Annotated in this window: 13 protein-coding genes and 1 pseudogene; 12 read left to right on the top strand and 2 right to left on the bottom strand. The window is 52.5% G+C overall.

Going from position 1 to position 15452, the window contains the following annotated elements:
* Positions 1-266: 266 nt before the first annotated feature.
* The 4 genes from WH299_RS04855 (at position 267) to WH299_RS04840 (ending at position 4511) form a co-directional block, all read left to right on the top strand.
* A complete protein-coding gene (locus WH299_RS04855) occupies positions 267-1406 on the top strand; it encodes a tyramine oxidase subunit B (RefSeq protein ID WP_065876915.1) in 1140 nt (379 codons plus the stop codon).
* 53 nt (positions 1407-1459) lie between these two features.
* Positions 1460-1900 carry a Rid family hydrolase gene (locus tag WH299_RS04850; protein ID WP_003232737.1) on the top strand — a complete coding sequence of 147 codons (441 nt, stop codon included), beginning with the start codon at positions 1460-1462 and terminating at the stop codon, positions 1898-1900.
* 71 nt (positions 1901-1971) lie between these two features.
* Positions 1972-3276, top strand: a complete 1305-nt coding sequence (locus WH299_RS04845) for an NAD(P)/FAD-dependent oxidoreductase (RefSeq protein WP_065876914.1) — start codon at positions 1972-1974, stop codon at positions 3274-3276.
* 236 nt (positions 3277-3512) lie between these two features.
* The gene (locus WH299_RS04840; protein ID WP_256095393.1) at positions 3513-4511 is read left to right on the top strand and encodes a LysR family transcriptional regulator; all 999 of its coding nucleotides are present in this window, start codon (positions 3513-3515) and stop codon (positions 4509-4511) included.
* Here the strand turns inward: WH299_RS04840 and WH299_RS04835 are convergent.
* A complete protein-coding gene (locus WH299_RS04835) occupies positions 4495-5127 on the bottom strand; it encodes a TetR/AcrR family transcriptional regulator (protein ID WP_339549728.1) in 633 nt (210 codons plus the stop codon). The genes WH299_RS04840 and WH299_RS04835 overlap by 17 nt on opposite strands.
* Positions 5128-5511: 384 nt before the next feature.
* Here WH299_RS04835 and WH299_RS04830 point away from each other — a divergent pair, with 384 nt between their 5' ends.
* From WH299_RS04830 to WH299_RS04810, 5 genes are all read left to right on the top strand, one after another.
* Complete coding sequence (locus WH299_RS04830) at positions 5512-7032, top strand: aldehyde dehydrogenase family protein (RefSeq protein WP_339549726.1); 1521 nt, start codon at positions 5512-5514, stop codon at positions 7030-7032.
* Between the two features lie 66 nt (positions 7033-7098).
* Positions 7099-8052, top strand: coding sequence for a PDR/VanB family oxidoreductase (locus WH299_RS04825; RefSeq protein WP_015372132.1), 954 nt, complete (start codon positions 7099-7101; stop codon positions 8050-8052).
* 260 nt (positions 8053-8312) lie between these two features.
* Positions 8313-9389 (top strand): catalase family peroxidase, encoded by a 1077-nt coding sequence (locus WH299_RS04820; RefSeq protein ID WP_065876910.1) that lies wholly within the window; start codon positions 8313-8315, stop codon positions 9387-9389.
* On the top strand, positions 9389-9946 hold the full coding sequence (locus tag WH299_RS04815; RefSeq protein WP_056858398.1) for a cytochrome b: 558 nt from the start codon (positions 9389-9391) through the stop codon (positions 9944-9946). The genes WH299_RS04820 and WH299_RS04815 overlap by 1 nt, the downstream gene beginning before the upstream one ends.
* Entirely contained in the window at positions 9947-10888 is a 942-nt protein-coding gene (locus WH299_RS04810) for a LysR family transcriptional regulator (protein ID WP_065876909.1), read from the top strand. It abuts the gene before it with no gap.
* 56 nt (positions 10889-10944) lie between these two features.
* On the opposite strand, the gene WH299_RS04805 is transcribed toward WH299_RS04810, so the two are convergent.
* Positions 10945-11472: a flavin reductase gene (locus WH299_RS04805; protein WP_099491934.1), complete on the bottom strand. Its 528-nt coding sequence runs from the start codon at positions 11470-11472 to the stop codon at positions 10945-10947.
* Between the two features lie 259 nt (positions 11473-11731).
* Here WH299_RS04805 and WH299_RS04800 point away from each other — a divergent pair, with 259 nt between their 5' ends.
* The 3 genes and pseudogenes from WH299_RS04800 to WH299_RS04790 all read left to right on the top strand — a co-directional run.
* Positions 11732-12922: an acyl-CoA dehydrogenase family protein gene (locus tag WH299_RS04800; protein ID WP_056858396.1), complete on the top strand. Its 1191-nt coding sequence runs from the start codon at positions 11732-11734 to the stop codon at positions 12920-12922.
* A 210-nt stretch (positions 12923-13132) separates the two neighbouring features.
* A complete protein-coding gene (locus WH299_RS04795; RefSeq protein ID WP_445262699.1) occupies positions 13133-14872 on the top strand; it encodes a methyl-accepting chemotaxis protein in 1740 nt (579 codons plus the stop codon).
* 284 nt (positions 14873-15156) lie between these two features.
* Positions 15157-15405 (top strand): annotated as a pseudogene (locus WH299_RS04790) (hypothetical protein); the annotation flags it as partial.
* Between the last annotated feature and the right edge of the window lie 47 nt (positions 15406-15452).

Below are 15452 nucleotides of genomic sequence, written 5' to 3'. Positions count from 1 at the left end.
GGATAAGCGTGGTCTGTTACCTAGTTTAGCTTGAGCGCCAGAACTCATGCCGAATGCTCCAAGGCTGATTTGGAGCAGTTAAGCGCCGAAAAAAGCGCATAACCGTCATGGCTCACCCGATTATTCGAAGGCCCTGCGATTTGGACCGTTCGATTCAGAATGACAACGGCGTTGAAGGTTAGAGCGCAACCGGTCAGATCACGTCCCCGCTGAGAAAGGTTCGTATCAGCGGCAAGAGCAGTATTTCAAAATGAGCATCAACGACTATGCACAACTTACCAAATATTGATTTCATTTACCTCTCCGAACCGGACATGATTCAGGCGGGCGTCACCAATATGGCAGCCTGCGTTGACACGATGGAAGAAATGTTTTCCCTGATGTACCACGGCGACTACCGGATGGCAGGTCCCAATAACAATTCCCACGGATCTGTGGTGGTATTTCCCGAAGACTCACCTTTTCCGGACATGCCCAAACCTACCCCCGATCGACGCTTCATGGCGATGCCTGCGTACCTTGGCGGTCAATTTCGAACAGCCGGGATGAAATGGTACGGATCCAACATCGCGAATAGAGAGAAGGGCCTCCCCCGCTCCATCCTTCTGTTCATACTCAACGATGCCGATACGGGCGCTCCTCTGGCAATCATGTCAGCGAATCTTCTTTCTGCTTATCGAACAGGCGCCGTGCCTGGCGTAGGCGCCCGCCATCTGGCCAAAAAGAATTCGAAGGTGGTTGGCATCCTGGGTCCAGGTGTGATGGCGAAGACCTCACTTTCGGCATTCGTTGCCGAATGTCCTGAGATTGACACAGTTAAAGTCAAGGGACGCGGCCAAAAAAATATCGATGCGTTTACATCGTGGGTTCGTGAGACTTTTCCGCAGATTGTCAACATTCATGTGGTTGACACCAACGAAGCTGTGGTACGCGACTGCGACATCGTCACATTCTGCAATTCCGGAGCAATTGGTGATGCCTCTGCCTATCCTGTGGTGAAGCGTGAATGGGTAAGCCCTGGTACGTTTCTGTCCATGCCCGCCTTGACGAGTATCGATGAAGGCATGCAGTTACCCGACATCCGCAAGGTTCTGGACAATCCTCCTCTCTACCAGGCATGGCATGAAGAAAATCCCAAGCCAGTGCACAACATCGTGCCAGTAGTGGGCATCCAATTCCTGGATCTGATAGACGAAGGAAAAATGTCACCTGACCAGCTCGAGGATCTGGGCAAGATTGTTGTCGGTGAAGCACCTGGCCGCAAAAACGACGATGAAATCATCATCATGTCGGTCGGCGGTATGCCGGTAGAAGACGTTGCGTGGGGCACCGTGATTTATCGCAACGCCTGCGAAAAAGGCATAGGCGTCAAACTTAATCTCTGGGAAGCCCCAACGCTAAGTTGATCCCGCACGGCCACCGCGCCTTCTGAGTTTTCATTGAATATCGGACACTCCACATGAAAGAAGTTATCGACGTTATTAAAGTTAAAACCGGATCCAAGTTTGAGGAACTGGGTAGCTATTCGCGCCTCATCGCCGTCGGCGATCTGATTTTCGTATCCAATACCGCCGGCCGCAATCCCGCCACAAAGGAAATGCCCGAAGACCCGGCTGAGCAGACCCTTCAAGTCTTGGCCAATATAGAACATGCCCTTTCGGCCGTTGACGCTTCGCTTGGCGATATCGTTGCCGCGCGCGTGTTCATACCGTTTGCGAAGGACATAGATATCGTAATGGCCACCTACGCAGAAAAAATGCGCGGTATTAATCCAACGCTGACGCTGACCAGCCCTCCTCTGGGATCTGAGATATACAAAGTTGAAATTGAAGTCACCGCCTATCGCGGGGTCTCAAAGGCCAATGTCAAAGAAATCACGATTACTCATAACAATACGTGACACTTAGCAGCCTCAGGGCGTAGCGATTCAGTGCACTTTCGATAACGTATACAGTATCAAGGACAAGAAACTTGGCCCCCTCTATCTCTCCCGTTCAGACTTCTGTCGTTCTTCCTGCCGCCACGACAGTGGTGGTGATCGGAGGGGGCATTATCGGACTCACTGCGGCATTGTCGCTGGCAGAACGTGGCATCCCCGTCGCAGTACTTGAAAAGGGCCGAATTGCTGGCGAACAATCTTCGCGAAATCTGGGGTGGATCAGGAAAATGGGGCGGGCCAAACTGGACCTCCCTCTTTCAATCGCCGCAGAAAAACTGTGGGGCACCATGGCACAACGGCTCAATGCCGATGTTGGCTACAGACAGACCGGTATTTTGTATACCGCCAGCTCAGCCGGGGAAATGGCTTCACATCAAGAATGGTTGAACTCAGTCGCTGATGTCTCGCTCGACTCACGCCTGGTCACGGCGAGAGAAATCGCTGATCTTTCTCCAGGGTGCACCGTCGATTGGGCAGGCGGAATTTATACAGCCTCTGATGGCCGAGCAGAACCTACTCTTGCCAGCAGTGCCATCGCACGGGCGGCTATCGCTAAAGGCGTTATCATCGTGGAGAACTGCGCGGTGCGAACGCTATCCATGTCGGCAGGCAGAGTAAGCGGTGTTGTAACCGAGCGGGGGGAAGTGCGTTGCGACAACGTAATCCTTTCCGGCGGCATGTGGTCGAGACGCTTCCTGGCTACCTGCGGTGTTCCCCTGTTGACGTTACCGGTAGTCGCCTCAGTCCTTCGAACGGCTCCTCTGACGATAGAGGGCATGACTGAAGTCGCAGTAGGCACTCCAGATATCTCTTTTCGCAAACACCAGGACGGCGGATACATCATCACGAACCGGGGAGCTTTCATGGTGCCGATCGTACCTGACAGCTTGCTGATCGGGCATCACTACTTTTCCACACTGCGTTCCCAATGGAAAAACATGAATCTTTCCCTGGGACGAGAGTTCATGACAGAACTGGCCCTGTCGCGACGCAGTTCTGACCAAGGTACGTCTGCTTTCGAGCAGAGACGGACAATAGACCCAAAGGTCAATCACGGACTGAATCGGGCTGCATTACGCAATCTCACTGAAGCTTGGCCCGCTTTTAAAAAAGCCACCATAGAGCTCGAATGGGCTGGCATGATCGATGTAACGCCGGACGGCCTCCCAGTGATATCCCCCGTGGATAAAATCCCGGGCTTGACGCTTGCTTCCGGATTCTCAGGGCATGGTTTTGGCACCTCTCCAGCAGCCGGACAACTGATCGCTGATCTCGTCACTGGCGACACACCCATAGTTAATCCCGCACCGTATCACCTCAAGCGCCAGCACAGCTGATCAAGCCAGGAAATCAGGGGTACCTCAGCAATCAAGAGCTCCATAGAACGTTAAACGTGCAACCTGGAACCGCAAATTTCGGCGCAGACAGAAACGCCCTCTTAGATCAAAAAGCTATAAAAATATTGTAGGTCACTGACCAAAAAAACTAGCCCGCAGTATTGCTTCCCGGCATTCGCTAGCATAGATTCGTCAGCATAATAAAAACTTGATGATGCGAACCGTGCGAGGCACCCATGATGAATTCCCAAACTGAGCTTCAAGATCAACGCTTCAAGTATCTGTATTTGAGCTCCAGACTGGGAACCATGCGCGCGGCGGCCGAAGAGCTGGAGCTCGCCGTCTCCTCCATCAGTCGCCAGATTGCGAAACTGGAGTCCGATCTAGGTATTCAGCTCATACAAGAAGGTACTCACAGGATCTGCCTGACCGCCGCTGGTCAGGCTGCAGTTGATTATTATGTTGAGCGTATGGGTCATCACAATCAACTTTTGAAAAAACTCGGCCAACTCAAAGAAGGATATTTAAATAGAACCAGCATTGCGGTGGGCGAAGGACTACTTAGTACTCAGGCCATAGGTGAGCTTTATCAATTTTTCAAAACTAACCGACAATCGCACACTGAGCTGTTGATTGCGCCCTCTCACGAAGTTGAGCGAATGGTCGCTGAAGACGAAGCAGACATAGGGTTGGTGTTTTCCCCTACAAAGACCACCAACATCAATAGGCTCCATTCTTTCGATCAACCCATGAGAGCTATTGTCCACCCCGACCATCCGCTGGCGGGCAGATCGATACTCAGTCTTCAAGACCTGGCTGACGAAGATATTGTTCTACCCCCGCCTGAGTACCGGATCAGAGGAATTATTGATCAGTTGCAAAGTGAAAGCAGCGCTCACTTCCAGCCTTACATTACTTCAAACTCACTGAAGATAATGTTGGACCTCACGCGCAATGGCATAGCCTCGACAATACTCAGTGACTTTCCCGTCATTGATGAGTTATGCAACGGCACATTAAAAGCTATTCCTATCGATTATCACGCATTGAATGTAACACAAGTACAAATTATTTCGCGCCAATCCAGGAAGCTGTCCCCTCTTTCGCGTGATTTGGTGCATTACTTGGCAATGGCGATAAACGCACAGATTCGGCGCATTCGTGACTGCACCAGCAGAAATCCCAATAAGATTTTCTTGGTTCGGAAAAATGCCATAGCTACGGCAGTTGACTAGCCTCTTTTTTCTGAGCGATATTTTCCATGATTCTCCATATGATGGATTTAGCGTCTTGAACTATTCGCTCATAATTCTGCGCATCCGGCCAATCCACCATGTAAAGCACCATAATGCCATCGATGTGTAACAGCACCTGGGTTGCGACCCGCTTGATGGTCTCAGGCGATGAATCAGGGTAAACCCTGGTAAGGATTGTCGAAAATTTTCGCCTATTGACTCTGTACAGTTTACGCTGAAAAAGGCGCGCCTCTACATCCCGGAGTGCCATCCCCCAGAGCTCGACGAAGATGGCTGTAACATCCAGTCGCATGAGATCGCTAAACAAATAATCCAACACAGCACACATCTGTTGTTCGGGACTACTATAGGACTCCATCATGATGATTTTATAATTTTTCAGATAGTCATTTACGGTATACCTGACCATCTCCAAAAATAGTTGATCTTTGGTCGGAAAAAAATATTGAAGATGACTCAGCGACATATCGACTTTTTTAGCCACGCTTCTCATACTGAATCCAGCATTTCCCGAGTCGAGAAATACCATCCTTGCCTCGACCAAAATAGCAGTACGTTTCTCTTCAGTCTTTTGATTGTTTTTAGCAACCCTCATTGAGAATTTCCTTTTCACCTAAAAAATTGCAGAAATTATACAACACTCTTAATTCTCCTTAAAGACCATACTTGCTTGTCTTCCATACAGGCCAGATATACCTGTCCGGTCAGATGCACTACTGTTTTACCCGATATCGTCATCGTCTCAGCTTAGTGCAGTCGTGGTCCACGACCTAGGGCACGATCAGCAAAAACCAATCCGCCCTACACGCAAGTGAGACATTGGACGCACCACCTGGATGATTCGCCTTTGTTGCAGCAAGGGCAACAATAGGTACCTCTGCTGTCATTGTCCAACTCGTGACGGTGCGGGATATTAATTTCCTTTATATTCCGCTAGTACGATAGCGGCCCCTGAAACAATAACAATGGGCATTCGATCATGACATTGGCAAATAACTACGAACACCTCACCGCTGGGGCTAAATCCAGGATCGGCAAACGTACCCAAATCTTCATTAATGGTGAGTTCAGGGACCCGCATTCAGAAAAATACTTTTCTATCGCCGATCCTAGTAACGGTCTTGAATTAGGTCAAATCGCACAGGCAGACCAATTTGACGTCGACTTGGCAGTGGCCGCTGCACGCAAGGCATTTGAAGACAGCGCCTGGTCCAGAATGAGACCCTATCAACGTGAAGCTTTGATGCTGCGGCTCGCTGATTTGATTGCGGAAAATGCTCAGGAGCTTTCTGAACTCGAGACGCTCAGCAGTGGCCGCCTTATTCGAAACACTCGCGCATTCGATGCGGACCTGTCGGTTTATACGCTGCGTTATATGGCCGGGTGGTCCACCAAAATATCTGGAAAAACCCTGGATCTGTCCGTTCCTTACCTGCCGGATCAAAAATTCTTTGGTTTCACAAAACGATCGCCACTGGGTGTCGTCGCAGCAATTACCCCGTGGAACGTTCCGCTTTGCCAAGCGGTCTGGAAATTGGCACCTGTTCTTGCAACGGGGTGCACTGTTGTTCTCAAGCCCGCTGAGCAAACCCCGTTCACTACTTTGCGCCTGGCGGAGCTGTGTAATGAAGCTGGCATTCCACCTGGAGTTGTCAATGTCATTACCGGCCTAGGTCATGAAGTAGGTGCGGCGCTTGTTGAGCACCCTGGCGTGGACAAGATAAGTTTTACAGGCTCGACTGAGACAGGGAAACGAATCGCCGCAATAGCAGCGCCCCTGATGAAAAAATACACGCTTGAACTCGGCGGTAAGTCACCGGTCGTCATCGCCGAAGATGCCGATCTGAACATCGCTATTCCCGGCGCTGCCTGGGCTATTTTCGGCAATCATGGTCAAAACTGCTGCGCAGGTTCTCGGCTGTACGTCCACGAACGCCACTACGCCGAAGTCACTGCGGGAGTCGCTGAAATCGCACGGACCATCAAAATTGGCCCGGGTCTGGATTTAAGTTCGCAGATGGGTCCACTCGTTCATCACGCCCACCGCGACAAGGTGATGAGCATGATCCACCAGGGCCTTGAGTCCGGTGCAGAATTACTGTGTGGGGGCGAAACGATCAACAGCCCTGGCGCTTATATTCAGCCTACCATTTTGACCGACCTTACAAACAACAGCATCACATCCCAAAAGGAGATTTTTGGGCCGGTGCTAACAGCCTTTTCCTTCAAGGACGACCGTGAGGTTATCCAGCGCGCCAATGCGACCTCATTTGGTTTGGGGGCCAGTATCTGGACCAAAAACGTTGATCGGATCACGAGCTTCTTCGGCGGCGTGAAGGCAGGCACTATCTGGGTCAATAACCACAATGTGCTGGATCTCAGTCTCCCCTTCGGCGGCATGAAGGATTCAGGCGCAGGTCATGAATTGGGTGAAGAAGGCTTACTCGCCCACACGTCACTCAAGGCCGGTGTTATGCGTGTTTTTGATCAGGCTGAATGAAGATTGGCGAGCTTTTTTAAACCATCAATATGAATTGTCTTCCCGCGTACGTACAGGTATTACCCGATGAATGAACTCCTAAACGTAGTCGTGCTTAAACGAGTGCTGCAAGGTGATGATGTGGTCGTCATCGAGCTGGCGCGGGCAGACCGCGGCAATTTACCGACCTTTGAGGCCGGTGCCCATATTGATGTGCACCTACCCTCAAATGTGATCCGCCAATATTCGTTGTGCGGCGATCCCGCTGACGCAGGCATTTATCGGCTTGGGGTATTGAGAGATCCTCAATCCAGGGGTGGGTCCATTGCAGTCCATCAGGAATTACTTGAAGGCGTAAAGGTAAACATAAGCCTGCCTCGTAACCATTTCCCGCTGGACTTGAATGCCGAACGTTCAATCCTGCTCGGAGGGGGTATTGGCATCACACCGATGCTGGCCATGGCCTATGCGCTTGAAGCCAGGGGCAAGGCGTTTGAAATGCATTATTGCGCACGCTCACGTAGCCGAAGTGCGTTTCTTGAAGAGTTGGAGCTCTCCGGATTTTCCCAAGCTGTCCAGCTGCACTTCGACGATGAACCTGAAAGCCAACTGGACCTCAAACGCGTATTAGGAGGCAGCCAGGACACGGCTCACATCTATACATGTGGACCGGGAGGTTTTATGAAGTGGGTTATCAATAATGCTCTCGAACTCGGCTACCCTGATGCACACATTCACCGCGAATACTTTCAGGCCGACATTGATACCAATGGGTCTGGTTTTGAGGTTGTGGCGGCGCGCAGCGGTAAAACCGTCAATGTCATGACCGGGCAGACCATTTATCAAGCACTGGCTGAAGTAGGTATTGATATCGAAATATCCTGCGAGCAGGGTGTTTGTGGCACATGCCTCTGTGATGTTTTAGAGGGTGAACCAGACCATCGCGATGTGTATCTCACTGCTGATGAAAAAGCGGCGAACGATACGATATTGGTATGCTGTTCACGATCAAAATCTCCACGATTGGTGCTGGACATATAACGTCAAAAGCGGTGCATCGCCGGCGTCATTTGCCTTGGCCGTCCTCAGCAATGTAATGACACACAGGCTATGGCGCAGGGATTGTCATGCGTTGCCGCTCAAGCAAACCCATTGAGCCCACCGGGATTTTTTCTTGCCGTATCGGCGGTTCAAATCCCCCTGTCTTACACATGACTACTGCTTTGCGCCGGTTAGTGTTGGCGCTAGCCATTCGGCAGTTTCAATCCAGCGCTGCCTGACAACGTGCAGCTGAGAATTTTATGCTTAAGAATAACCTTCAGGGTTTATGGAAATATCGAGTGCCGTTGTTGGGCATATTCAGTATCGCGACTGCTCTTGTGCTGGCTTTTGCCTGGGCAGGAGGATTCTTAGGCACCGGCGTTACCACAAAAGAGTTTCTGGGTGACTCCCTAGATAATTTTCCACCAGGCTATCGACGGGCCCACGGTAAGGGTATGTGTTTCAGTGGGACTTTTCATGCGAGCGGCGAGGCCGTCCCTCTGTCGACCTCACGTATTTTTCTACCGGCCAACATCCCCGCCGTCGGGCGTTTTTCAATCGGCACCGTGGACCCGCATGCGGCGGACAATTCGACGGCGACCGTCAGCATGGCACTCATGCTGGTAGGCGACGACAAGTCACAGTGGCGAATGAAGCTCAACAACGAACCCTACTTCGCGACTCGGGATGCCGAGGGTTTCCTGGCGCAGGTCGAGGCCTTTGAACCGGTGGCTGCCACTGGACAACCAGCCCCGGACAAGGTGGCCGCGTTTTTTCAAAAATATCCAGAGGCTCGCAAGTCTGTAGAGCGAGAGGCGAACGCGACTTGGCCGGCCAGTTTTGCAGGAACCGAATATAATTCCATCAACGCCTTCGTACTCATTGCAGCGGATGGAAAACGTCAACCTGTGCGCTGGTCCATGCGCCCTCATGCGGCGGTAGAGATGTTGAGCATAGAGGCTCATGCGCAAGCCAGTCATGACTTCCTGTTTAATGAAATAACTCAGCGTGTGGGTGTAGCACCCTTGTACTGGGATCTGGTATTCCAACTGGCCGAGGCGGGAGATCCGGTGAACGACCCTTCTCAACCATGGCCGAGCAACCGCAAGGAGGTAATCGCTGGGACGTTAGAGGTCAACCAGGTGGTAGAGCAAACTCATGGGGCATGTCGTGACATTAACTTTGACCCGACGCTTGTACCTTCAGGAATAGCGCTTTCAGACGATCCGGTGCTTGCAGCCCGTGCGGGTATTTACTCCCAGTCCTATAACGCCCGATTACGAGAAGTCGGTTTTGGTAAAGCCACTGACGCGGTTGGCAAAAAGGAAATCAAATAATGCATACCCAGCAGAAGCACACCGGTGTGCAAAGTTTCAACTTCGCGGCACGGCTTCTCCATTGGCTCATGGCTGTCCTTATCCTGGCTATGCTATTTATAGGTGTAGGCATGATGGCTTCTCTGAGCCTGCGTCCCTGGCTCATTGATCTTCATAGGCCTCTGGGAATCGCCATTCTTCTTTTGGCTATCCTGCGTCTAGGCAATCGGCTTTTAAGCACCACGCCGCCATTGCCTGCCAGCGTACCGTACTGGCAGGCAATGGCGGCGCATGTTTCGCATCTATTGCTCTACTTGCTGATGCTCTGCCTGCCACTGCTCGGTTGGGCGACGCTCTCTGCCGGAAATTGGCCTGTCACCATGTTCGCGGGCTGGAACCTTCCACCTATTGCTCCTGTCAGCTCCGCGCTTTACGCTTGGTTTCGGGCCGCACATGGGTTATTCGCCTGGGCTCTGTTTCTGCTTGTGTTAGGACATCTTTGCGCAGCGCTGATACATGCTTGGATATACCGCGACGGCGTCTTTTCCAGCATCACGCGTAAGGCTCGTGGTAAATAAATGACGCACATCAACATGGCCACGATCGATCTGAATCTTCTCAGGACTTTTGTGGCTATTTGGGAACACCGCAGCCTGACAATCGCGGCCGAACGCCTACACCTCAGCCAGCCCGCCGTCAGTCACGCACTGCGTCGACTACGCGATGTGTTTGACGATCCGCTGTTCGTACGAACAGCAACGTCGATGGAGCCGACTGACGCAGCTATTCGCCTGCACGGGCCCATTGAACATGCGCTGATTATTATTCAAAGCGCATTAATGATGTTTTCGAACTTTGAACCGAAAACAGCGGATCGTACTTTTCGCATCTCCATGTCGGATATGTCGCAACTTTATGTGCTACCGACGGTGATGGAAGTGCTAGCGCGCGAGGCGCCGAAAGTACGCCTGGATGTGCGTCAAATGCCTATAGAGCAACTGGCTATGGCATTGCGCAAAGGTGATGTAGATATCGCGATAGGCTATCTGGTAGAACTTGGTGAAGAGTGCATCCACGAAAACTTGCTAGACGACGAATTCATTTGTCTGTTGCGCGACGGCCATCCTTTTCAGGAAGATGAATTGAGCGTTCTGGACATACTCGCCCTGCGCTATGTTGACGTTTCGAGCAATATTACCGGCCATGGCGTAACCGCCGATGCAGCATTCGGAAAGGCCGGCATTGCGCGCGAAATCGCTCTGAAAGTGCCTAACTTCACGATTGCCCCGAAAATCGTTGCCAACACTGATCTGGCATTGATTCTGCCGCGTGCCATTGCCATGCAGCTAAACCACGACCAGCGCTATCGGCTGCTGAGTCTGCCCATCGAATTGCCAGCCATCTCGGTGGGACTTTATTGCCATAGCCGTTTCCTATCGGATGCCGGGATAACCTGGCTGCGCGGGTTAATCATTAGTCTGTTTGCCTCCGGCAGCCATACTGGAGTTCATATCAAATGAGGCGTGCGAGCATTCTTTATAAACCCTGTAACCCACGAATGGGGAACTGCAATTATTCAGGATGCCGACGTCTGTACGTTGACGGCTGCAGCCCGCCCCAGACGGTGGAAGTTTCTCCCAAAGTAAATCAGACTCTCCCCCTCTTCACGGACCTGAATTTGGTTAATTTCGACAAATAATACCGAATGCGATCCGACTTCCTTGATATCTACTATGTTTCCTTCGAGGCTTGCTAGGGCGTCGTTCAACACCGGTAAGCCCGAGGAGCCTGTCCGCCAATCCTGGCCGGCAAAACGTTCAGCAGGCGGCAGGTCGGTCATGCCAGCAAACTTTCGCGCAACACCCTCCAGATCACCGGTCAGTATATTTACGCACAACGCCCTGTTGCCCAGCAACGCTTCATGAATTGAACTGTTACGGTTGATGCAAACCAATAATGTTGGGGGCGTATCAGTGACCGAACAGACCGCACTCGCAGTTAATCCGAAGCGACCATGGGGGCCATCGGTAGTAATGATATTCACCGCCGCAGACAACAATGACAGCGCTTGCCGAAAATGTTGTTTTGATTGATCGCTAACCATAACCTTCACCTTTTAATTATTGACTTGGTGAATCCATGTTGAGAGGGATTGTTCATTCGGTCAAATTCGCTTTACTCATACGCACTATTGACAGCAGGAATAGCCATCGCCCTTAAACGCCCTCCCCTTTAGAGGCGCATGGCACGACAGTTAATTCCCACGGATTATTTAGCTTATTCATATTCCGAATTTGATTTTTTCTTATCATCCCACGCATTCTGAACGTGTATGCAATCACCCTAGCCAGAGAACAATAAACATGAACAGCAAAAACAATTTCGATGATCGTGACACACGTGAAGGCGCTCCAATCAGCATCAAGGCGATTTCCCTGGATGATGTGATTGCGGAGATTGCCGAGCGTCGCAGCGAGTTTAACCAACGCTCCCATGTCCCTTTAGACATGATTGAAAAAATGAAAGCAGTGGGTATCTTCCGCGCCAGTACTCCCAAATGTTTCGGTGGCGATGCGCTGCCTCCAGCCGAGTTCCTGCGCATCGTAGAGCGGGTTTCCGAAGCCGACGGTTCGGTCGGTTGGGTGACCGCGTTCGGCTCAGCCAACATCTACCTGGCGGCACTCCCCCCGGCAACCCAAGCATTGATTTATGCCAACGGGCCAGACCAGGTCTATGCTGGCGGCCTTTACCCTCTACAACCTGCCAAAGAGACTGAAAATGGCTGGGAAGTCAGCGGGCACTGGCGGTTTGCTAGTGGGTGCAAAGGTGCCAACTGGATTGGTGTCGGCATCGGTGGCACATCGGCCAACGGTGGAGGACCGACGGCAGGCAAACCGCTGACCGCTGTGTTCCCGGCAAGCGAAGTGCAGATCGTCGACAACTGGAATGTTGTCGGGATGCAAGGCACGGGGAGCCATGACCTCAAATTGCACCAAAAGAACGTCCAACGCGAGTGGACTTTCGTGCGGGGCAGTGCCTCCACAATTGACGAGCCCCTCTATCATTACCCGTCTGTTTCCTACCAGGCGCAAGTTCACGCCGCCGTTAACCTTGGGCTGGCACGCGCAGCACTGGACTTGGTGATCGCAATGTCGGGCAGCACCAAGACTGTCACCGGTGCCCCGCGTTTGGGTGATCGCGCTTATTACCGCAGCGAACTGGGTAAGGCAGAGGCGATGCTGCGAAGCGCCCAGGCGTTTTTCTACGAATCCGCCGAAGCTGTATGGGCCTCGCTCATCGCCGGTAATCCGGTGACCCTGCAGCAGACTAACTTATTACGCCTCAGCGCCACCCATGCCGCTCATACCGGAGCGGACGTAGTCATGAAGGCTTATCGACTGGCGGGGACTGCAGCCATCTTCAATGACAATCGTCTGCAATGGATCGTACGCGACTCCATGGTAGTGACACAGCATGCTTTCCTCGGCGAAGCGACTTACGACGGCGCTGGCGCGGTGTTCGCGGGCATCGAACCGACCATCCCCTATCCTTGAGCACCACTATGCACAGCAGCTTCTGTCACGCTGCTGCAGCCTCTAGAGCTGATTCTGTAAGAGAAATATGCAACCTTGTTAGCGAGTCTCTACCAACTGAACGAAAATCGCGTCCAGGTCGTCTGGGTTGAAGATTGTCGCAATCGGGCTGCATCGGGCCGACATCAGTCGATGTATGTAAGTTGGTGAGTGGGCAATATCAGTTTTAATATGCGGCACACAGCTGTTTTCGCTCAAGTGTGTCATCAAGCGACCGATAAAAACTTATGCGCTGGGCCATCCGCCGCTGCTTGCGGGGAGCACATTCCACGCTCTGGGAAAACCATGACAATAAGAACAATGAACATTGCTCCGCGCGCATTTCTGGGGTTCTCCCTCATAGGCGCGCTCATGCTGATTCTCGGCCTCTTCGCCCTGTCTCAGATGAGCAAGATCCGAGCAGCTGGCGACGACATCGCGATAAATGGCGTCCCTAGCTTTCAGACCCTGAATGCTCTAACGGTGACGGGCGTCCGCATGCGGGTTTTATCGCATCGGCTGTTAACTGATCGCGAACCAAATATTCAGAACAGGACCATCGAATTACTTGCGGAACAAAACCAACAACTTAACCAGTCGCAGGCAGCATACGCCAAACTGATTTCATCCCCTGTAGAGCAATCCGACTACAACGACTATATGCGGCTGATGGGTGAATATCGCAAGATTGAAACGCGCCTTGTTACCCTCAGTCGGGCTGGCGATCTGCAGGAGCTAACGCGCGTGCTGAACGCCGAGTCTGCGGCTAACGCTGAGCAGATAAACGTGGCGTTGGGTAAGCTTACTGACTTCAATAACGCCCAGCTGGCTATCATCAATCAATCCGCTGCTGACCAGTACAGCTCTGCGTTCAACTGGGTTGTCGGCCTCCTCATTATTGCCTCGCTGCTGACCATGCTGTTTGCCTGGCTGCTGACCAAGAGCATCACCCAACCTATAGCGTTGGCACTTGAAGCGGCTGAAACCATAGCCGAAGGTAATCTGACCCGACCGATAAAGGTTGATGGCACTGACGAAGCGGGCAGGTTGCTGCTCGCCATGCAAAAAATGCAGGAGAAACTGCGCGATACCTTGATGCGTATTTCCGGATCCGCAACACAACTGGCTTCCGCTGCCGAGGAGCTGAACGTAGTTACCGATGAAAGCGCCCGCGGCCTTGCGCAGCAGGACAACGAAATAGAACAAGCCGCGACTGCAGTCAACGAAATGACCAGCGCCGTCGAAGAAGTGGCGCGTAACGCAGTGAGCACTTCAGAGGCGTCAAAAAACGCGACGGCGTCAGCAGGCGATGGCCGGGATCTAGTTCACGAAACCGTCAACGCTATCGAACGCATGAGCGGGGATGTGCAAAGCACCGCCGATCTGATTGGTAATCTTGCGGAGGAGTCCCGCGACATCGGCAAGGTTCTGGACGTGATTCGTGGCTTGGCGGATCAGACCAACCTGCTGGCGCTGAACGCAGCTATCGAAGCGGCCCGGGCCGGTGAAGCCGGTCGCGGTTTTGCGGTTGTCGCCGATGAAGTACGCGCTTTGGCCCATCGCACCCAACAGTCCACAAGCGAAATTGAACGTATGGTTGGCAGCATTCAAGGCGGCACCCAAAAAGCGGTCAGTTCAATGCGTAACAGCACTGACCGTGCTGAATCTACCCTGAGCATCGCGAAAGGCGCAGGCTTGGCGCTGGAAACCATCAACACCGCAGTGATCGAGATCAACGAGCGTAACCTGGTCATCGCCGCCGCTGCGGAAGAACAGGCTGCAGTCGCCCGTGAAGTGGACCGCAACTTGGTCAACATCCGGGACCTGTCGACGCAATCTTCCAACGGCGCCGCCCAGACCAGCGCCGCCAGCGGAGAGTTGACCCGCCTGGCGGTTGACCTGAACAGCATGGTGTCGAGGTTTCGCTTGTAAGAGGTATCGGAGGCCATCTGTTGGATCGAGGCTTGCACGCGCGTACGATGAAGAGGTCTGCCTGATACACCAAGGCGCCTAGTTCGCAGGCAAGTCTGGCTCTCATAGAGTTCAATTTGAACCCTGATCCCGCCCACAAAGTTACGGCCATTGGCGCTAAGTGTCCCGTTGGCGTGTGGGCCACCCGTGGCGCTGGATAACGGCGCCAGGTGGTCCTCTGTGTTGCCTCCAAATTGCCCCGACTACAACGAGATGGCCACCCTCTCCGCCCCATAGCTGGTGCGGAAGGTGACGGCGTCTGTCGATACATCCAGCGCGCCAGGCTCGAACGCAGCGTGATCGATTTGGCCAACCCGTTGCTGCGCACTGAGTCGCTTACCTCGATCGCTTAAAAATGATGTTTCACAGATTCCGCTCATTTCAGCCGCTTCTTGAAAAAACACTTTGAACTGAAGCCTAAAACACTTTCGTGCGCATGCATTGCGCGGAGCGCTGGCAGGTGCTGCCTGGCCACTAAGAAAATAACCGCTTGACCTTGCCTCTCGGTTCTCGTTAACTTCACGCCACTTTCCTACCTTCC

The sequence above is a fragment of the Pseudomonas sp. MYb541 genome, from assembly GCF_037479595.1.
In the GTDB taxonomy this organism is placed as follows: Bacteria; Pseudomonadota; Gammaproteobacteria; order Pseudomonadales; family Pseudomonadaceae; genus Aquipseudomonas; species Aquipseudomonas canadensis.
This window is presented reverse-complemented; position numbering and strand designations above follow the sequence as displayed.